We start from the raw sequence: 19,474 nt of genomic DNA on the forward strand, positions 1-19,474 counted from the left end.
GCAGCGCCGCCGCGTAGCTCTCCCCTTCGTCGCGCAGCGGGTCGAACCCGGCGACCGCAATCAGGGCCGGCGCCAGCCCGGCCAGCGACTCGGCCAGCAGCGGCGATACCCGGGGATCCGCCCGGTCAATGCCCGAGCCGCGCAGGTACTGGGACTCGAACCAATCGATGTCGCGTTTGGTCAGCAGGAAGCCGCGGGCGAACAGGCCCAGGGAACGGGTCTGCGAGGTGAAATCGGTCCGGGGGTAGATCAGCCATTGCAGCACCGGGGCGGGCGCGCCCTCGTCGCGCGCCTGTTGGCAGACGACGGCCGCCACGTTGCCTCCCGCGCTGTCCCCGCCGACCGCGACCCGACCTGGCGCGGCACCGAGTTCCTCGGCGTGGTCGTACGCCCACCTGAAGGCGGCATACGCGTCCTCGACCGCGGCCGGGGCCGGATGCTCGGGGGCCAACCGGTAATCGACGGACAAGACGTGGATGCCGGCGTCGCGGCAGGTCAACCGGCACAGGGCGTCGTAGGAGTCCAGGTCGCCGATCGACCACCCCCCGCCGTGGTAGAACACCAGCAGGGGTGCGGACGCGCCGTTGGCGGGCCGGTAGTGCCGCGCCGGGATTGCGCCCGCGGGTCCCGGCAGCGACAGGTCACTGACGTCGACGTGGATTTGCGGCCCGGGAAGCTCCAGCAACATCTGGCGGAACTGGGCGCGGGACGCGCTCGCGTCGTCGTCGACCACCAGGCCGTCGATGCCGACGGCGCGCAGCCCGGAGAGCGTCAGCTGCAGCGTGGCGTCCAGCGTGTGGCCGTCGATGGTCACCGCGCGGCCACCGAACAGCGCGCGCTTGGCGGGGGTCGGGATCCACGGAATGACCTTGGCGCCGATCGTGGAGACAGCGCCCTGCATGCGGCTGGTCAGACGCATCGGCGCGTGTTTGGCGCCAAGGTGGAGGTCCGGCGCAGGCACGCTTTTGGTCATGGGCACTCCCTGTACATCCAACGTGGCGACGCTCGACGACGGACGGTTATTCGTCCCGCCCCGTCGTCTCGGACTCTTCATAATGTTCGGCAGCCACCGAGCGGGTGCGGCCGGTGCCGCGCTGCGCGTCCGGTGCCGGCTGGACGGTGGCCCGCCCCGGTTGTGCCGTGTGGCCAACACTACGTCCTGACCAGTATCCCAAAAAAGAAGACGGGGTCTGTATCACCGCGCCCCTGCCCGGCGTTGCTGAGGTGGTATTTTCCAGCCCAGTAATATCGTGATCCCCAAGCCGGTAACCGCCTCACGGATTGCGAGCAGCTTCGACGTATTCGATTTCGAACTCAGCGCCTTGAATTCTGCGCCGATGGGATGGCGTCAATCTTCTCGCTCTTCTCGCTCGAGACGGCCCCCGGTTGGACCCACGAACCTTCAACCTCACAGGCAGGTGAATGACATTGGCTGGCGAATCGGGCGCTGCCGTGCCCTCGATAGCTCTTAATGACGAAAACACGATGCCGGTGCTGGGCTTGGGTGTCGCGGAATTGTCCGAGGACGAGACGGAACGCGCGGTCTCCGCGGCGCTGGAGATGGGCTGTCGGCTGATCGACACCGCCTCGTCCTACGGCAACGAGGCCGCAGTCGGCCGTGCCATCGCGGCCTCGGGGATCCCGCGCGCCGAACTGTTCGTCACCACCAAGCTGGCCGTCGCCGACCACGGGTTCCTGCGGTCCGAGGAGGCCTGCAAGGAGAGCCTGGAGCGGCTCGGCCTGGACTACGTCGACCTCTACCTGATCCACTGGCCCGTGCCGTCGCGCGGTGAATACGTGAACTCCTTCGGCGGGCTGATCCAGTGCCGCGGAAACGGGCTCGCACGCTCGATCGGCGTCTCGAACTTCACCGAGCAGCACGTCACCGACGTCATCGACCTGACCTTCGTCACCCCGGCGGTCAACCAGATCGAGCTGCACCCGCTGCTCAACCAAGCCGACGTGCGCAAGACCAACACGGAGCACAACGTCGTCACCCAGGCCTACACGCCGCTGGCGCTCGGCAAGCTGACGGACAACCCGACGGTGACCTCGGTCGCCGGCGAATACGGCAAGACGCCGGCTCAGGTGTTGCTCCGGTGGAACCTGCAGCTGGGCAACGCGGTGGTCTTCCGGTCCGCCAACCCCGAACACATCTCCGGCAACCTCGACGTGTTCGACTTCGAGCTGGCCGCCGAGCACATGGATGCGATCAACGGGCTCAACGACGGCACCCGGCTGCGCCCGGATCCCAACACCTTCGAGGGCGTCTGAGCTAACCCACCGGGCAGGTGGCCGCCGCCTGGCGGAGCACGCCGGTCGACGGCTGATCGACCGGCAGCGCGTAGCCACGCAGCACGGCGATGAACTGCATGGCGTATTGGCAGGCGAACGCGGCGTTCTGCGGCATCCACTGCGCCGGCGGCGCATCGCCCTTGTCTTGATTCGCCTGCCCGTCGACGGCCAGCAGATTGGCCGGATCGTTGGCGAAGCGCAGCCGCTCCCCGGCCGGCCAGTTGTAGGCGCCCATGTCCCAGGCGTAGGCCAACGGGACGATGTGGTCGATCTGCACCGCCTCGCCGACCTTGGCGCCGCGCTGGAACGCAATCGTCTTGTTGGTGTACGGGTCGTGCAGGGTGCCGGTGGCCACCGCGTCCGGACACCGTTTGGTCGACACGTAGGTCTTGTCGACGAGATCGCGGTTGAGGATGTCGTCGCGGGTGTCGCATCCGTTGTGCCCCTGCGGGGCGTCGTTGTCGTCGTCCCACGCGTCACCGAACGCCGCGCGGCGGTAGTCGTACCGGTGCGCCCGCAGCGGCAGCACCGCGATGCCCGCGAGCACGTCGGTGCCCGGCTGCACCGTCGGAACGTCGGCGCGCGCGGCGTATTCGTCGGCATGCCTGGCCGTCGAGGATCCGACCGTCTGGTAGGCCACCAGCAGGGCGATCGCCGCGGCCGCGGACAACCACAGCAGCACCTTGCGATTCACCAGCGCCGCTCCTCCTCATCGCTTCGCTCTGCATCGTCGCTGGCGGTCACGACTTGTCCAGGTATTCGATCCGGTCGGTGGTGACGAAAGGCGCTGCCAGCAAAGCCAATTCGGGACTGGCCGGATTCTCATCGTAGCTTCGGACACAGAAGGCGCGTGCGGCCTCGATGACGTCGCGGTGGTCGGCCAGCGAGAGCAGGCGCAGGTTGATCGCGCGGCCGGACTGGTTGCGGCCCAAGACATCTCCCTCCCGGCGTTCTTTGAGGTCCAGGTCGGCGAGCGCGAATCCGTCCTGGGTCGCGGCCACGGCGGCGAGCCGACGCCCCGCCGGCGACCCCGGCGAGACCCAGGTGGCCAGCAGGCACAAGCTCGGGTGCCGACCGCGGCCGATGCGGCCGCGCAGCTGATGCAGCTGGCTGATGCCGAAGCGGTCGGCATCCATCACCAGCATCACCGTGGCGTTGGGGACGTCCACTCCCACCTCGATCACCGTGGTGCACACCAGCACGTCGGTCTCACCGGCGCGAAACGCCGCCATCGCGGCGTCCTTGTCCTCGGCGGACAACCGACCGTGCATCAGTCCCAGTCGCACGTTCGCCAGCTCGCCTGCGCGCAGCCGCGCGTACAGCCCCTCGGCGGTCTCCGTCGGCCTGGCGTCCTGCTCCGGTTTCTCCGGCTCGTCGGTCTCGTCGATCCGGGGCGCCACGACATAGGCCTGCCGGCCCGCGGCGACCTCTTCGGTGATGCGCCGCCAGGCGCGCTCGAGCCACGCGGGCTTGTCCCTGACGAAGATGACGTTGCTGGTGATCGGCTGGCGTCCGCGCGGCAGTTCGCGCAGCGTGGAGGTTTCCAGGTCGCCGTATACGGTCAGCGCGACGGTGCGCGGGATCGGCGTCGCCGTCATCACCAGCAGGTGCGGGGTGACACCGGGACGAGCCTTGGCCCGCAACTGATCTCGCTGTTCGACCCCGAACCGGTGTTGCTCGTCGACCACCACCATGCCCAGGTTGTGGAATTCCACCGCGTCCTGCAGCAGCGCGTGGGTGCCCACGACGATCCCGGCCTGGCCGCTCGCCACCTCGTCGCGGACTTGCTTCTTCTGCGCCGCCGTCATGGAACCGGTGAGCAGGGCCACCCGGGTGGCCACCCCGCCTTCGCTGTCCGCCCCACCGAGCTGACCGGCCATCCCCAAGGGGCCGAGCACGTCGTTGATGGATCTAAGATGTTGGGCGGCAAGGACTTCCGTTGGAGCCAGCAGCGCACACTGGTAACCCGCGTCCACCAGTTGCAGCATCGCCAGCACCGCGATGATCGTCTTGCCGGAACCGACCTCACCCTGGAGCAGGCGGTTCATCGGCCGGGTGGCCGAGAGCTCCTCGGCGAACACGTCGAGCACCTCGCGCTGCCCGGCGGTCAGCTCGAACGGCAGGCGCCGCAACAGTTCCGCGGACAGGCCGTCGGTGCGCGGCGGCGCCGGAGGCCCCGATTCCGACAGCTCGCTGTGCCGCCGAGTGACCAGCGCCCACTGCAGCCCCACGGCCTCGTCGAACGTCAGCCGCTCCCGCGCTCGCCGCCGCGCCGCCTGGTCTTCGGCCAGGTGGATGTCGCGCAACGCCCGGTCCTCGGAGACCAGGCCGTGGCGAGCGCACAGGTCGGCGGGCAACGGGTCGTCCACCGGATCCAGGACGTCGAGCACCAGGCGCACGCACCTGAAGATGTCCCAGCTCTGCACCTTGGTGGTCGCCGGATAGATCGGGAAGAAGGCCCGCTCGAACGCCGCCATCTGCACCTCGCCGGTGGTGGCCTGCGAGGCGATCGCGATGTTCTTCAGCGAGCTGGTGCCGCGGTTCTTGCCGTCGGGGGAATCGAGGATGAGGAAGGCCGGGTGCGTCAGCTGCATGACGTTCTTGAAGAACCCGACCTCCCCGGACAGCATCACCTTGGTGCCCTCGGTCAGGTCCTTTTTCAGATAGTTCGCGTTGAAGAACGTCGCGGTCACCTTGTTGCGGCCGGCGCCGAGGGTGATGCGGTGGCAGAGCTTCTTCGGGGTCTTCTTCATCGGCCACGTCTTGGTTTCGGTGATCGTGTCGACGATGGTGATGTGCTCGCCGGCCGTTGGGCGCTGGTCGTCGGTATCCCACCGGGTCGCACCCTCGGTGTAGCTGCGCGGGTAATGGCGCAGCAGGTCGTCGACGGTACGGATGCCCAATTCCTCGTCGAGCTGATCAGCGGCCTTGGCCCCCACCACAAAATCCAGCCGGTCGCCCAGCGACGCCACGGCTACTCGACCCCGATCAACAGCGCGTCACCGCGATGGCCTGTGCGGTAGGTAACCAGCTCGGTGCCGGGGTGATGGTCGTGCATGTGCTTTTGCAGGACGTCGTCCACGGCCGCGACGTCGTCGTCCGATTCGATGCCGGCGCCGACCAGCACCGTCACCAGGTCCCCGCCGGAGGCCAGCAACAGATCCAGCAGGCCGATGGCCGCCGCGATCGCGTCCGCCGCGACGATGAGCACCTCGTCGCCCGCGATGCCCAGCCCGTCGCCCGGCTGGCAGCGGCCGGCCCAGGTCAACGCGCTTTCGGTCGCGATGCGCACCGACGCGTGCCGGGCCGCACCGGCGGCGCGGGCCATGGTGTAGCCGTCGTCCACCGCCTGCCGCCCCGTTTCGTGCACGGCCAGCGCGGCCAGCCCCTGCACCATCGACGCCGTCGGGATCGGCACCACGTCGATCCCCCAGCCGATGGCCGCGGTGCACCCCGCGACCAACTCCTCGGCGGGCACGTAGCCATTGGGCAGCACCATCACCTGTGCGGCGCCGGTGTCGATCACCGCGCGCATCAGCTGGTGGGCGCTGATGTTCACCGGGTCGCCCGCGGCCGGATCGCGCTGCAGCACGCAGGCCCCCTCGCCGCCGAACAGCTCCGCGGCGCCGTCGCCGTCGACGACCGCCAGCACTGCCCGCTCCCGCGTCCAGCCGCCGACCGGCTGGCCGGCGGCGCCCGAGCTCAACGCCGAAATCACGATGCGGCTCAATCGCCCCGCCGCGATCCCCGCCTCGACCGCGGCGCCCGCGTCGTCGGTGTGCACATGGACCGAGTATGTGCGCCCGGCCGACGCCGTCGCGGCCGCGATGCCCACGGAATCGCCCAGCTCCCCGAGCCGGTCCCGCAGCGCGTCGGCGGCGGCCGCATCGCAGCCGTCCAAGCGGTACATCACCTCGAATTGCGGCGCGGGGCGCTCGGCGGCGCCGTCCGGTTGCGGCGCCCGCGGCGACAGCTCGTACACGGTTCGGGCGGGCGTCTGACCGGTGACGGTGGTGCGCAGGGCGTCCAGCAGCACCAGCAGGCCCCGGCCGCCCGCGTCCACGGCGCCGGCGTCGGCCAGCACGTCGAGCTGCTCGGTCGTCTTCTCCAGCGCGACGACCGCCGCGTCGCCGGCGGCGGTGATCGCCGCGGTGAGCCCCTCCCCGGCCCGGGCGCACTCCCCGACGGCGTCGGCCGCCGCCCGCAGCACCGAGACAATGGTCCCCGGGATCTCCTGCCCGCCCATCGACGCGATGACCAGGTCGACGCCGCGCCGCAACGACTCCCCGAGGATGGCGGCATCGATATGGGGCAGCTCACCGCCGGAATCGGCCGCCGCAGCGGCGGTGACGTCGGCGATTCCGCGCAGAATCTGCGACAGGATCACGCCGGAATTTCCGCGCGCGCCGTTGAGCGCACCGGCCGACATCGCGGCCGCGGCCCGGGCAACGCAGGCCGAGCCACCCTCGGCATTCACCCCGGCATTGGCCTCGGCCAGTGCCGAACGCATGGTGAACAGCATGTTGGCGCCGGTATCGGAGTCGGCGACCGGGAACACGTTGAGCCGGTTGATCTCGTCGATGTGGGTGATGAGATCGCTGACGGCGGTGTGCGCCCAGTCCCGCAGGGTGATCGCGTCGAGCAGACGTTCCGACGTTCCCAGTGCCAGTCACCTCCTCCACAACCAGGCCCCCGGTGGGCGCCAGCGTAGCCCGGCGACCCCGGCGCCGGCTGCCCGTGACCACCACCCGTCCGGCGGGGCGATCCGGCCCATTGAGCCTAGCCAGACGGGGCGACAGCGGCGGTGATCGTTTTGGTGGTTGCCACCGGAGTCGGTATCCTGGTTGGGCCCGGGTCGGCCCGGGCTTTCCCGGCCCCGTGTCAGACCGCCGAGCCGGACCCCCGAGATTTGAGGAGCTTGAACAATGGCCGCTGTGTGCGACATCTGCGGGAAAGGCCCCGGCTTCGGCAAGTCGGTGTCGCACTCCCACCGCCGCACCAGCCGCCGGTGGGACCCCAACGTCCAGACCGTGCACGTTGTCACCCGCCCGGGCGGCAACAAGCAGCGCCTCAACGCCTGCACGTCCTGCATCAAGGCCGGCAAGGTCGCCCGGGGCTAGGGGCGATCGCAAGCGCGGCGTTGCGGGTACCCCCGCGAAGCTGGGGGACCGGGCGCCGCGGGTCGGCCCCGTCGGGCTAGTCCGGGGCTACATCACGGTGTGCCCGGCGTCGACGGGTATCGACACGCCCGTCACGTAGCGGGCACGGGGACCGACCAGCCACAGCACCGCTTCGGTCACGTCCTGCGCTTCGACCAGCGGCACGTCGGGTAGCAGCATCTGCGAGACGGCCGGGTTGGGGTTCTCCAGCATCCGGTTGACCACGAAGTCGTTGAGGATCATCGGCGTCATGACGCCGCTCGGGTGTACCGAGTTGACCCGGATCTTGTGTGGCGCGTAGGCGTTGGCCGCTGACCGCATCAACCCCACCACGCCGTGCTTGGACGCGGCGTAGGCGAACATCGCCGCGCTGCCGTCGCCGCCCCGGCCGGTCAGCCCCTGCGACGAGCTGACCAGCACGATCGACCCGCCCTGGCCCTTGCGGACGATCGATGGCACCGTCGCCAGCAACGTGTGCCACACCCCCTTGAGGTTGGTGTCGACGATCGTGTTGAACACCGGTTGGGAGTGGGCTTCCGGGTCACCGATCGCCACCACCCCGGCGTTGGCGACGACGATGTCCACCTCCCCGAGGTCGTCGATTCCGGTTTGCACCGCGGCCTCCAGTTGCGGCAGGTCGCGAACGTCGGCGACGACGGGCGCCACCCGGCGGCCGGCGGCTTCAACCAGCCGCGCGGTCTCGTCGAGATCCGATTTGGTGCCCAGCGGGTAGGGAATCGCGGCGATGTCGGTGCAGATGTCCACGGCGATGATGTCGGCGCCCTGTTCGGCGAAGGCCACCGCGTGACTGCGGCCCTGACCGCGCGCGGCGCCGGTGATGACGGCGACCTTGTTGTCGAGTTCCCCCATCGCTACACCTCCAGCTTCGTGCCGGTCTCGTGCTCGGCGAACGCCACCAGGCTGCGGCGGTCGGTCAGGGCGCCGGCGTGGTTGATCGGGATGTCGATGTCGTCGGCGATCGAACCGGCGAAGGCGCGCACCGAGGACTGGTCGGCCAGGTCGACCCTGGCCACCGTGGTCGAGCCGCCCATTGCGGAAATTTCGGTTGCGCGGCGCTCGCCCAGCTCGGTGTTGCGCACCGCCAGGATCACGTGTGCGCCGGCCTTGGCCAGTGCGCGGGCGGTGCCAAGCCCGACGCCGTTGGTCGCTCCGGTCACGACGACTCGCTTGCCGGTCAGGTTGCCGAGCCGGCTCGGCGTCCAAGGTTGGGTCACGGCGATCAAGAGTAATGGTCGGTTCTATGTAAATTCGACCGGTTCTGCCACCATTGTTCGCGGAAGCGGAGGCAATGGGTGCGGCGGGTGGTCCACATGAGTGACAGCGCAACAGAAATCACGAACCTGATCTACACGTACGCCGAGCTTCTCGACGGTGGTGACCTGGACGGGGTCGCCCGGCTCTTCGAGCACGGCCGCATCTGCGGCGTGGAGAACGGCCCGCCGCAGACGGTGTTCGCCGGTGCCGCCCGGGTGCGCGAGATGTATGAGATGACCACGCGCATCTACGAAGACGGCACGCCCAAGACCAAGCACAACACCACCAATGTGCAGCTGCACATCGACGAGGCCGCGGGGACCGCCCACAGCACGTCGTACTACTGCATCACCCAGGCCACGCCCGACCTGCCGCTGCAGGTGATCGTGACCGGGCACTACAAGGACACCTTCCAGCGGGTCGAGGGCGCCTGGCGGTTCGACAGCCGCACCATGTTCGTCGACCAGGTCGGCGACGTCAGCCGGCATTTGAAGTTCTGACCGCGTGAACGCCGCTGGCTCGACGGGCGTCCCGCGAGGCGTCGCGCCCGCCTTACAGCTTGCGTCCTGAACAAATCTACGAACGATTTACCTTGTACCACAATCACTTTGGGAAGCATGTCGGAACAGCAGCGCATGCCCTGGCGACCCCGTTGAGACAGCGTCGCAGAACGAACAGGAACTCTCCGCGCTCGACCTGATCGAGCACCCGGTCGTCAGGGCTGCCGAGCGATCGGTGGTCGAGACCTGGCCGCGGTTCGACGACACGTGCGTCAAGGTGAGGTTCTCGGCGGCGGTGTGGTCGTCCAACCAGGACAAGCTGCGGCCCCGCTCTCGGATGGTGTCTTCCCAGTCATACATACGTTCATGCTGTCAGCGGCGCCAGCGGCGATCGTGAACCCAGGGCTGGCGGGGCGAAACGGGTCGTTATGTCAGCCGGGTTCGTCGTCGTCGGTGTCGCGGAGGAATCGTTCGGGGTGGTGGTAGGTGTTGGTACGAGGCTGGCCGCGGTCGAGGTGGGGCGGGGGGATCCATTCGGTTTCGCCGCGGGCGTTGGTGCGGGTGGTCCAGCCGGTTTCGGCGAGCCGGTTGTCGGGCCCGCAGGCCAAGGTGAGGTCGTCGATGTCGGTGCGGCCGGTGGTTTGCCAGCCGCGCACGTGGTGGACTTGGCTGTGGTAGGCCGGCGCATCGCACCCCGGTCGCGTGCAACCGCGGTCCTTGGCATACAACATGATTCGCTGCGCCGGGGAAGCCAGTCGCTTGGTGTGATACAGCGCCAGCGACCTGCCCTTGTCGAAGATCGCCAAATAGTGGTGGGCGTGGGCGGCCCAACGGATCACATCCGACATCGGCACCAGCGTGCCGCCGGCGGTCAACGCCTTACCGGCGGCGGCCTCCAAATCCTGCAACGTGGTCGTCACCACGATCGACACCGGTAGCCCGTTGTGCTGGCCCAGATCGCCGCAGGCCAACAGGCCGCGCAGCCCGGCGAGGAAGGCGTCATGGTTGCGCTGGGCCTGGCTGCGGGTGTCGCGGCGCACCGCATCCTCATCGGGGGCCGCGTCGACCACCGGGGTCTCGTCGTCGGGATTGCACACTCCCGGGGCGGCCAGCTTGGCCAGCATGGCCTCGATGGCAGCCCGCAGCTCCGGGGTGACCAGGCCACTCAGGCGCGCCATGCCGTCACCGTCCTGAGCCCCCAACATGATGCCGCGCTTGCGGGCCCGCTCAGCATCGCTGAAGTCGCCGTCGGGGTGCAACCAATCCATGAGCCGCCTTGCGTAGGTGGCTAATTCATCGGGGCGATATCCGGTGGCCTTACCGGCCAGGTCGGCCTCGGCGGCCTGCCGCGTCAACACATCCACCCCGACCGGCAGCTGAGCAAAAAAGCCGCGAATCACCTTGACGTGCCCATCACCGATCAACCCCGCGCGCTGACCGGCCGCGGTCGCACTCAACACCGGCGCCAACGGCTCACCGGTCAACGCCCGCCGCGGCCCAAGCTCGGCGGCGTCCCCGATGCGCCGGCCGGCCTCGGCCTTGGTGATCCGCAACCGCTCGGCCAACCCCACCCGCAACGAACCGCCCAACTCTTGGGCACTGGCCTGCGCCGACAACTGGTTGATCAACGCGTGCTGCGGGGTGCGCAACATGCGTGCCACGCGTTCCACCCGCTCCAAGGCGCGCAGCCGCTCCGGGATGGTCAGGACGTCAAAAGACAACTCACACAAGCTTTCAGCGTCGTCGTCGAGCGCGTCGATGACCCCGACGATCTCCTCACGACTACTGACACCCATGCCCCAAACCCTAGAAACACCCACCGACAGAAAACCCCACATTGTGACCACTGAAACCAAAGTGACACAAGATATTCAAAGCAGCCGTGAGTTTGGAAACAGGAACCGCGCTAATCGCGGACGACGATGACCGTCTTGCCGGGGCGATGGCCCGGGCGCCGGCCGCTTTCGAACGCCTCGCGACCCCGCTCAAGCGGGAAGGTCTCGGCGATGTCGACGCGCAACCGCCCGCCGTCGACCAGCGAGGCGAGTTCCCTGAGCTGGTCGCGGTTCGGTGTGACGATGAAAAAGGTTGCCGTGACACCGTATTCGTCGGCCCTGCCCGGCGGCGGGGGCGCCGAAAGGGTGACCAGCCGGCCGCCCCGGCGCAGCACCGGAAACGACCGGTCCAACGTCTCACCGCCGACGGTGTCGATCACGACGTCGTAGACCGCGTCGTCGAATGTCTCGGTGCGGACGTCGATCACGCGGGTGGCGCCATGCCCGCGGACGAGGTCGCCGGCACCGCTGCGGACCGTGGCGGTGACGCGCGCGCCCAGCATCGCGGCCAGCTGAACCGTCAGGGTGCCCACGCCGCCCGCGCCGCCGTGCACCAGCACGTTCTCGCCGGCCTGCACGCCCGCGTGGTCGACCAGCGCCTGCAGGGCGGTCAGGCCGGCCAGCGGCAGCGCGGCGGCAACGACGTGCGGCACCGTCGACGGCTTGGTGGCGAGATCGCCCGCGGGGACACAGACGAATTCGGCCGCGGCGCCATCGCGGTCGAACGGGATCAGTCCGTACACTTCGTCGCCGGGCGCGAAATCCGCCACGTCGGCGGCCACCTCGCGGACGACACCCGACGCTTCGTGCGACGGGATCACCGGTGTGCGGCTGACGCCGTCTCGGGTCCAGGTCTCGTCCCAGGTCAACTCGTCGAATGTGATCGCCGCGGCGTGGACGGCCACCAGGATTTCGCCCGCGGCGGGAACCGGTACGGGCGCCGGCTCGACGACCAACTGCTCGGGGCCACCCCGGCGGTGCGCCCTCAATGCCGTCATCTCGGTCACGGCAGCCTCCAATCGATGGGGTCGGCACCCATTCCCGTCAACAGTTCGTTGGCACGGCTGAACGGACGCGACCCGAAGAACCCCCGAGAAGCCGAGAGCGGTGACGGATGCGGGGACTCGATGGCCACGCAATTCCCTTCGGCCAGAATCGGTTTGAGCGTGGCGGCGTCGCGCCCCCACAGGATCGCCACCAACGGCTGCGAGCGTGCGGCCAGCGCGCGGATCGCGCACTCGGTCACCGCTTCCCAGCCCTTGCCCCGGTGCGAGGCCGGATTGCTCGGCCGCACGGTGAGCACCCTGTTCAGCAGCATCACCCCGCGCTGAGCCCACGGCGTCAGGTCACCGCACACCGGCTGCGGATGACCGAGGTCGGCGGAGTATTCGTCGAAGATATTGGCCAGGCTGCGCGGCAGCGGACGCACGTCGGGGGCCACCGAAAAGCTCAGTCCCACGGCGTGTCCCGGCGTCGGGTACGGGTCTTGCCCGACGATCAGCACTCGGACCTCGTCGAACGGAAAGGTGAAGGCGCGCAGCACATTCTGACCCGCTGGGAGGTACCTGCGCCCGGCGGCGATCTCGGCGCGCAGGAACTGACCCATGGCGGCCACCTGATCCGCCACCGGTTCCAGCGCGGCGGCCCAGCCCCGCTCGACGAGTTCGCTCAACGGCCGCGCCGTCATTGCGGGTCCTTTCGTAGCATCGACGCTCACCGCGTCACCCTAACCGTCATATGACTGCCAGCCCGCGTAGCCGGTCCAGGGTTGTCCGTCGACGAGCACGTCGGCCTTGCCGTCGAGAACCCGCCCGATGATTCGCCACCCGGCCGGCGCCGGCCCGGCGAAACAGGCCACCAGGGCGTGGTCTTCACCGCCGCCCAGCACCCACGACCACGGATCGGCGCCCACCGCGCTGCCCGCGGCGGTCAGCGCGTCGTGATCCGCAGCCAGCGCCGCGGTCGACAGATCCATCGCCACGCCGGACGCCTCGGCGACGTGCCGGAGGTCGGCGACCAGGCCGTCGGAGACGTCGATCATCGCCTGCGCTCCCCCGGCCGCCGCCGCCACACCCTGACCGTAGGGCGGCTGGGGCACCAGGTGCTGGCGGCGCAGCGAGTCGAAACCCTCAATCCCCTTGCCGAACAACGCAAGCCCGGCCGCCGAGCGGCCCAGCTCTCCAGCGACCGCGATCACCGATCCCGCCTTGGCGCCAGACCGCAACACCGGCGCGCGGCCGTCCAGGTCCCCCAGCACGGTCACGGAGACCACCCACTGCGGGCAGCCGACGAGATCGCCGCCGGCGATGCCCGCGCCGATCCGGTGCGCCTCGTCCCACATCCCGCCGACGAGCGCGTCGACGCTGGCGGTCGGCGTGTCGCCCGGGGCGCCGAAGGCGACCACGAAGGCCGTGGGCCGCGCGCCCATCGCCTCGATGTCCGCGGCGTTCTGTGCGATGGCCTTGCGGCCGACGTCGTGCGGGGTCGACCAGTCCAGCCGAAAGTGCCGGTCTTGCACCAGCATGTCGGTCGACACCGTGATGCGGCCGTCCCTGGCTTGGATCACCGCCGCGTCGTCGCCCGGCCCGACCGCCACCGCGGCCGGCTGCCGGCGACCACGCACCAACCGATCGATGACCGCGAACTCACCGAGCTGCTGCAGTGTGGAATTCGATCCGTCGTCGCCCACGCCACCTCCTCCGGGGACGTCCCCACCCCTGCGGGCCGCTATCCGGCCGCCGACCTGCGGTAAGTTGGGTTACTGCCCGCGCGAGCGGCCCGCGCCAGTTTAAAGCCCCGTCACGATGCGGACCGCTCGCGGCCCGAGATAGGAGGTGCGCGGGCGGTGACGACCCACCCCGATACCCGACCCGCCGTCGATGAGGGGCCCCCGCGGGCGCTGATCATCGCCGCGGTCGCCCTGGCCGTCGTCGCGATCGGGGTGATCCTGGCGATCGCGGCCAACCGCGAGGCGCCGCCGCAACCGGTAGCCGTGCCCGCGGCCCCGGCGCCCCAGGCCGACAGCGCCGCATGCCGGGCGCTGGCCGGGGCGCTACCGCAGCGGCTCGGCGAGTATCAACGCGCGCCCCTGGCGCAGCCGGCGCCCCAGGGCGCGGCCGCGTGGCGCGCCGGACCGGACAGCGAGCCCGTGGTGCTGCGCTGCGGGCTCGACCGCCCCGCCGAGTTTGTGGTGGGCTCGCCGATCCAGGTCGTCGACCGGGTGCAGTGGTTCGAGGTGCATCCCGAACAGCAGTCCGCCGGCGACGCGGGCAGGTCGACCTGGTACACGGTGGACCGGCCGGTGTACGTCGCGCTCACGCTAGCGTCCGGATCGGGACCGACGCCGATCCAGCAGCTCTCGGAACTGATCGACCGCACCGTTGCGGCGGTGCCGATCAACCCGGCGCCCGCCCGCTAGCTGGCTGGTGGCGACCCGCCGCGCCCGGCTAGCGCAAACCCACGCCCCGGGCCAACGCCGTTTCCACCATGGTCGCGAGCAGGGTGGCATAGTCCACGCCGCAGGCCGCCCACATCCTCGGGTACATCGAGATGGTGGTGAACCCGGGCATCGTATTGATCTCGTTGAGCACGGGCCCGTCGTCGGTGAGGAAGAAATCGACCCGGGCCAGCCCCTGACAGTCGATGGCCTTGAACGCCCGAACCGCCAGATTCCTTATGGCGTCGGCGATGTCGTCATCCACCTTGGCCGGCACGTCCAATTCGGCCGCATCGTCAAGATATTTCGTGGCGAAGTCGTAGAACGAATCCTCGCGTCCACGCACCCCCGCCACGCGGATCTCCCCCACCGTGCTGGCTTCGATTGTGCCGTCGGGCATTTCGAGCACACCGCACTCCAGCTCGCGGCCGGTGATCGCCGCCTCCACAATCACCTTCGGGTCGTGCCGGCGCGCGGCCGCGACGGCGGCGGACAGGTCGTCCCAGCTCGACACCCGGGTGACCCCGATCGACGAGCCGCCCCGCGCGGGTTTGACGAACACCGGCAGGCCGAGCCGCTCGCGCTCCTCGGGCCGCAGGGTCGACCGCGACGGGCGCAGCACCACGTAGGCGCCGACCGGCAGGCCTTCGGCGGCGAACAACTTTTTGGTGAACTCCTTGTCCATGCCCGCCGCGCTGGCCAGCACGCCGGCCCCGACATAGGGCACCCCGGCCAGTTCCAGCAGGCCCTGCAGCGTGCCGTCCTCCCCGTATGGCCCGTGTAGCACCGGAAACACCACGTCGACGGACGCCAGGACCTCGCCGGCGCCGGGCGAAAGGGCGACCAGTTGGCCGCGGCGGCGCGGATCGGCCGGCAGGGCCAGTTCGGTGCCCGACTGCGAGGTCACCTCGGGCAGCTGCCGGTTGCTGATGGCCAGCGCGTCCGGATCGCCGTCGGTGAGCACCCACGACCCCTCCGGGGTGATGCCGATCGCCAGCACTTCGAACCGCTGGGGGTCCAGGTTGCGCAGGATGCTGCCCGCGGACACGCACGAGATGGCGTGCTCGTTGCTGCGCCCCCCGAAGACGACAGCGACGCGCACGCGGTTTCCGCTGGCACTCACAACCTAAAGAGGCTACCGGTTGCGCGGCGTTCGGGCCGGGCGGCGCCGCTGGCCGCGGTTTCCATCGCGGTCACTCGGGCTTGGTCCGGCGGCCGAGCAGCAGCGCCATCGCCTCGTCCACCGACAGCCCCTTGTGGCAGACCCGGTGCACCGCATCAGTAAGCGGCATCTCGACGTCGTAACTGGACGCGAGCGCCAGCACCGACTCGCACGACGTCACACCCTCGACGACGTGGCCGCCGCCGGCCTGCATGGCCGACTCCATCGTCCCGCCGCGCCCCAGGCGTTCGCCGAAGGACCGGTTGCGCGACTGCGGCGACGTGCACGTCGCCACCAGGTCGCCCACCCCGGCCAGCCCTGCCAGCGTGGCGCCCTTGGCGCCGAGCGCGATCCCCAACCGGATGATCTCGGCCAGGCCGCGGGTGATGATCGCCGCCGCTGTGTTCTCCCCCAGCCCGACGCCGGCCGCCATGCCGCACGCGAGCGCGATGACGTTCTTGCACGCCCCGCCTATCTCGGTGCCGACGACATCACTATTGGTGTAGGGGCGGAAGTACCCGGTGTTGAGCATGCGCTGCAGCGCGACGGCGCGACCGGAGTCGCTGCACGCGACGACCGTGGCGGCGGGCTGACAGTCGGCGATCTCGCTGGCCAGGTTCGGCCCCGAAACCACCGCGACCTGAGCCGGGTCCACCCCCGTCACCGACACGATGACCTGACTCATCCGCATCAGGGTGCCCAGCTCGATGCCCTTGGCGAGGCTGACCAGGGTGGCGCCGTCGGGCACCAGCGGCGCCCATCCTTCGAGGTTGGCGCGCATCGTTTGCGCGGGCACTCCCAACAGCACCGTCGAAGCACCGGCGAGCGCCTCGGCCGCGTCGGCGGTCGCACGGAGGCCCGCCGGCAACTCGGTGCCCGGCAGGTAGTCGGGGTTGGACCGGATGGCGTTGATCTGGTCGGCGACGTCAGACCGGCGCGCCCACAGCGTGACCTCGGATCCCGGCTCCCCGGCCTCGACGAGCACCTTGGCCAACGCCGTGCCCCACGCCCCAGCACCCATGACCGCGACGGCGCCCTTCGAGCCGGTCATCCACCACCCCCGTCTGTCCTCTCAGCGTGTTGCAGCCGCTACACCCTAGATCAGCGGACGTCACGCGAGCTAGCGCGTCCGCCGTCGACGGTCGCTGGCAGGATGAGATCTCATGAGCGGCATACAAGCCGACGACGCGGGCAAGGACGTTGCCCTGATTGTCGCCGTCAAGCGGTTGGCCGCGGCCAAGACCAGGCTGGCCCCGGTTTTTTCGGCGCGCACCCGGGAAGGCGTGGTGCTCGCCATGCTGATCGACACCCTGACCGCCGCGGGACGCGTTGACGCGATGGGCTCCATCACCGTCGTCACGCCCGACGAAGCTGCGGCCGCGGCGGCGACGGAGCTGGGGGCGCAGGTGCTTGCCGACCCGACCCCCGAGGGCCACGGCGACCCGCTGAACAACGCGATCGCCACCGCGGAACGGGCGGTGGGCGGATTCTTCCCCAATATCGTTGTGCTGCAAGGCGATTTGCCGGCACTTCAGACGCAAGAGCTCGCCGAGGCCATCGCCGTCGCGCGGCAGCACCGCCGCAGCTTCGTCGCCGACCGGCTGGCGACGGGAACCGCCGCCCTGTTCGCCTTCGGCGCGCGGCTCGACCCGCAGTTCGGCGCCGATTCGTCGGCGCGGCATCGACGTTCGGGCGCGATCGAACTGACCGGGGCGTGGCCGGGGTTGCGTTGCGACGTCGACACCCCCGACGACCTCGCCGCCGCGCGCCGCCTCGGCGTGGGCGCGGCGACCGCCCGGGCCCTCGCCCACCAGTGACATCGGCCGCGACCCGGCGAACCTGTCGTCGCGGTGAACGTCGTCCCAACGGGGAATGGATGTCCGTCGAGCGCTAGCAGCATCGGCGAGTGATGAGCAATGATCGCAGGGTGACTGAAACCGAAGCTGAGGCACGCCCCGACCAGAACTTGTGGCATCAAGGCGACTCGGCCGTGGCAGCGCCGCCCGCCGCGACGCCGTCCGCCATCACCGACCTGCCGGAGGACCGCTACCTCAACCGCGAGCTGAGCTGGCTCGACTTCAACGCGCGTGTGCTGGCGCTGGCCGACGACAACTCGTTGCCATTGTTGGAGCGGGCCAAGTTCCTGGCCATCTTCGCGTCCAACCTCGATGAGTTCTACATGGTCCGCGTCGCCGGCCTCAAGCGCCGCGACGAGATGGGGCTGTCGGTTCGCTCCGCAGACGGACTCACGCCGCGCGAGCAACTGGCGCTCATCGGTGAGCAGACTCAACGGATCGCGACCCGGCACGCGCGGGTGTTCCTCGATTCGGTGCGACCGGCGCTCGCCGAGGAAGGCATACATATAGTCACGTGGGCCGATTTGGATCAGGGTGAGCGCGACGAACTGTCGACCTATTTCCACGAACAAGTCTTTCCCGTGCTGACTCCGCTCGCGGTCGACCCCGCGCACCCCTTCCCCTTCGTCAGTGGATTGAGCCTGAACCTGGCGGTCATGGTGCGCCAACCCGAGGAGGGCGGCCAGCATTTCGCGCGGGTGAAGGTGCCCAACAACGTGGATCGATTCGTCGAACTGCGCGGCCCCGGACATCCAGACGATGGCGAAGGGGCGACCGTAATCCGCTATCTGCCAATGGAAGAGCTGATCGCGGCCTTCCTGCCGGTGCTGTTCCCGGGCATGGATATCGTTCAGCATCACGCGTTCCGCATCACCCGCAACGCCGACTACGAGGTTGAGGAGGACCGCGACGAGGACCTCCTGCAGGCGCTGGAGCGGGAGTTGGCCCGCAGGCGGTTCGGGTCGCCGGTGCGTCTCGAGGTCGCCAACGACATGACCGAGAGCATGCTGGAATTGCTGCTGCGCGAACTCGACGTCAACCCGGGTGACGTCATCGAGGTGCCTGGCCTTCTCGACCTGTCGTCGTTGTGGCAGATCTACAGCGTCGACCGGCCGGCGCTCAAGGACCCGGCTTTCGTCCCCGCCACCAGCCCCGCCTTCGTCGACCGCGAGACGCCGAGAAGCATTTTCGCGACGCTGCGCGAAGGCGATGTGCTGCTTCATCATCCGTATGAGTCGTTCTCGACCAGCGTGCAGCGATTCATCGAGCTGGCGGCCGCCGACCCGAATGTGCTGGCGATCAAGCAGACGCTGTACCGCACAAGCGGTGATTCGCCGATCGTTCGGGCGCTCATCGCTGCGGCCGAGGCCGGCAAGCAAGTGGTGGCGCTGGTCGAGATCAAGGCGCGTTTCGACGAGCAGGCCAACATCCGCTGGGCGCGAACGCTGGAGCAGGCGGGCGTGCACGTCGTCTACGGGTACGTCGGACTCAAGACACACTGCAAGACCTGCCTCGTCGTCCGTCGCGAGGGTTCGGCGATCCGGCGTTACTGCCACATCGGCACCGGCAACTACAACGGAAAGACGGCGCGACTCTACGAGGACGTCGGACTGCTGACGGCGTCTCCCGAAATCGGGGCCGACCTGACCGACCTCTTCAATTCGCTGACCGGCTACTCGCGCAAGGTCTCCTACCGCAACCTGTTGGTCGCCCCGCACGGCATCCGCACGGGCATCATCGAACGCGTCGAGCGCGAGATCGCCGCGCACCGCGAACACGGTGGTGGCCGAATCCGGCTCAAGATGAACGCGCTTGTCGACGAACAGGTCATCGACGCGCTTTACCGGGCGTCGCGGGCCGACGTTCGGGTGGAGGTGGTGGTGCGCGGCATCTGCGCGCTGCGGCCCGGCGCCGAAGGATTCTCGGAGAACATCGCGGTCCGCTCGATCCTCGGTC

17 protein-coding genes and 2 pseudogenes are annotated in these 19,474 nt (G+C 69.4%); 7 read left to right on the plus strand and 12 right to left on the minus strand.

What is annotated here, in order from left to right; genetic code table 11:
* Positions 1-973, minus strand: a 973-nt coding sequence (locus A5695_RS02110) for an alpha/beta hydrolase (RefSeq protein ID WP_068077568.1), incomplete at its 3' end; no start/stop codon positions are given.
* 455 nt (positions 974-1,428) lie between these two features.
* Here A5695_RS02110 and A5695_RS02115 point away from each other — a divergent pair.
* Positions 1,429-2,274, plus strand: coding sequence for an aldo/keto reductase (locus tag A5695_RS02115; protein ID WP_156749417.1), 846 nt, complete (start codon positions 1,429-1,431; stop codon positions 2,272-2,274).
* 1 nt (position 2,275) lies between these two features.
* On the opposite strand, the gene A5695_RS02120 is transcribed toward A5695_RS02115, so the two are convergent.
* Genes A5695_RS02120 through A5695_RS02130 form a run of 3 tightly spaced genes read right to left on the minus strand, consistent with a single transcriptional unit; the run spans position 2,276 to position 6,958 of the window.
* Positions 2,276-2,989, minus strand: a complete 714-nt coding sequence (locus tag A5695_RS02120; RefSeq protein WP_068077572.1) for an HNH endonuclease family protein — start codon at positions 2,987-2,989, stop codon at positions 2,276-2,278.
* Positions 2,990-3,035: 46 nt separating this feature from the next.
* A complete protein-coding gene (recG, locus tag A5695_RS02125; protein ID WP_068077574.1) occupies positions 3,036-5,267 on the minus strand; it encodes an ATP-dependent DNA helicase RecG in 2,232 nt (743 codons plus the stop codon).
* Between the two features lie 2 nt (positions 5,268-5,269).
* Positions 5,270-6,958, minus strand: coding sequence for a DAK2 domain-containing protein (locus A5695_RS02130; protein WP_156749416.1), 1,689 nt, complete (start codon positions 6,956-6,958; stop codon positions 5,270-5,272).
* A gap of 262 nt (positions 6,959-7,220) precedes the next feature.
* Between A5695_RS02130 and rpmB the strand changes: the two genes are divergently transcribed.
* Complete coding sequence (gene rpmB, locus A5695_RS02135; RefSeq protein ID WP_067921921.1) at positions 7,221-7,415, plus strand: 50S ribosomal protein L28; 195 nt, start codon at positions 7,221-7,223, stop codon at positions 7,413-7,415.
* Between the two features lie 87 nt (positions 7,416-7,502).
* On the opposite strand, the gene A5695_RS02140 is transcribed toward rpmB, so the two are convergent.
* Together A5695_RS02140 and A5695_RS02145 are read right to left on the minus strand one after the other, a co-directional pair.
* Positions 7,503-8,324, minus strand: coding sequence for a mycofactocin-coupled SDR family oxidoreductase (locus tag A5695_RS02140; protein WP_068077578.1), 822 nt, complete (start codon positions 8,322-8,324; stop codon positions 7,503-7,505).
* A 50-nt stretch (positions 8,325-8,374) separates the two neighbouring features.
* Positions 8,375-8,689 (minus strand): annotated as a pseudogene (locus tag A5695_RS02145) (SDR family NAD(P)-dependent oxidoreductase); the annotation flags it as partial.
* Between the two features lie 96 nt (positions 8,690-8,785).
* Between A5695_RS02145 and A5695_RS02150 the strand changes: the two are divergent.
* Positions 8,786-9,229 carry a nuclear transport factor 2 family protein gene (locus A5695_RS02150; protein WP_068077596.1) on the plus strand — a complete coding sequence of 148 codons (444 nt, stop codon included), beginning with the start codon at positions 8,786-8,788 and terminating at the stop codon, positions 9,227-9,229.
* Between the two features lie 14 nt (positions 9,230-9,243).
* Positions 9,244-9,560, plus strand: a pseudogene (locus A5695_RS30145) (hypothetical protein); the annotation flags it as partial.
* A gap of 100 nt (positions 9,561-9,660) precedes the next feature.
* On the opposite strand, the gene A5695_RS02160 reads toward A5695_RS30145, so the two are convergent.
* The 4 genes from A5695_RS02160 to A5695_RS02175 all read right to left on the minus strand — a co-directional run bounded on the left by A5695_RS02160 (position 9,661) and on the right by A5695_RS02175 (position 13,753).
* Positions 9,661-11,025, minus strand: coding sequence for an HNH endonuclease signature motif containing protein (locus A5695_RS02160; protein ID WP_068077582.1), 1,365 nt, complete (start codon positions 11,023-11,025; stop codon positions 9,661-9,663).
* Positions 11,026-11,135: 110 nt separating this feature from the next.
* On the minus strand, positions 11,136-12,062 hold the full coding sequence (locus tag A5695_RS02165; RefSeq protein WP_068077598.1) for an NADP-dependent oxidoreductase: 927 nt from the start codon (positions 12,060-12,062) through the stop codon (positions 11,136-11,138).
* A gap of 5 nt (positions 12,063-12,067) precedes the next feature.
* Positions 12,068-12,751: a uracil-DNA glycosylase gene (locus A5695_RS02170; RefSeq protein ID WP_068077584.1), complete on the minus strand. Its 684-nt coding sequence runs from the start codon at positions 12,749-12,751 to the stop codon at positions 12,068-12,070.
* A 39-nt stretch (positions 12,752-12,790) separates the two neighbouring features.
* Positions 12,791-13,753: a thiamine-phosphate kinase gene (locus tag A5695_RS02175; RefSeq protein ID WP_068077586.1), complete on the minus strand. Its 963-nt coding sequence runs from the start codon at positions 13,751-13,753 to the stop codon at positions 12,791-12,793.
* A gap of 156 nt (positions 13,754-13,909) precedes the next feature.
* Here A5695_RS02175 and A5695_RS02180 point away from each other — a divergent pair, with 156 nt between their 5' ends.
* A complete protein-coding gene (locus tag A5695_RS02180) occupies positions 13,910-14,482 on the plus strand; it encodes a DUF3515 domain-containing protein (RefSeq protein WP_068077588.1) in 573 nt (190 codons plus the stop codon).
* A gap of 28 nt (positions 14,483-14,510) precedes the next feature.
* Here the strand turns inward: A5695_RS02180 and A5695_RS02185 are convergent, their stop codons facing one another.
* Together A5695_RS02185 and A5695_RS02190 are read right to left on the minus strand one after the other, a co-directional pair.
* Complete coding sequence (locus A5695_RS02185) at positions 14,511-15,623, minus strand: D-alanine--D-alanine ligase family protein (RefSeq protein ID WP_068077590.1); 1,113 nt, start codon at positions 15,621-15,623, stop codon at positions 14,511-14,513.
* A gap of 70 nt (positions 15,624-15,693) precedes the next feature.
* On the minus strand, positions 15,694-16,713 hold the full coding sequence (locus A5695_RS02190) for an NAD(P)H-dependent glycerol-3-phosphate dehydrogenase (RefSeq protein WP_068077592.1): 1,020 nt from the start codon (positions 16,711-16,713) through the stop codon (positions 15,694-15,696).
* A 112-nt stretch (positions 16,714-16,825) separates the two neighbouring features.
* On the opposite strand from A5695_RS02190, the gene cofC reads away from it, so the two are divergent.
* Both cofC and A5695_RS02200 read left to right on the plus strand, forming a co-directional pair.
* Positions 16,826-17,479 carry a 2-phospho-L-lactate guanylyltransferase gene (cofC, locus tag A5695_RS02195; RefSeq protein WP_068077594.1) on the plus strand — a complete coding sequence of 218 codons (654 nt, stop codon included), beginning with the start codon at positions 16,826-16,828 and terminating at the stop codon, positions 17,477-17,479.
* An 89-nt stretch (positions 17,480-17,568) separates the two neighbouring features.
* A partial coding sequence (locus tag A5695_RS02200) for an RNA degradosome polyphosphate kinase (RefSeq protein WP_068077600.1) occupies positions 17,569-19,474 on the plus strand: 1,906 nt, incomplete at its 3' end.

The sequence above is a fragment of the Mycobacterium sp. E1747 genome (genome assembly GCF_001667775.1).
GTDB lineage: Bacteria > Actinomycetota > Actinomycetes > Mycobacteriales > Mycobacteriaceae > Mycobacterium.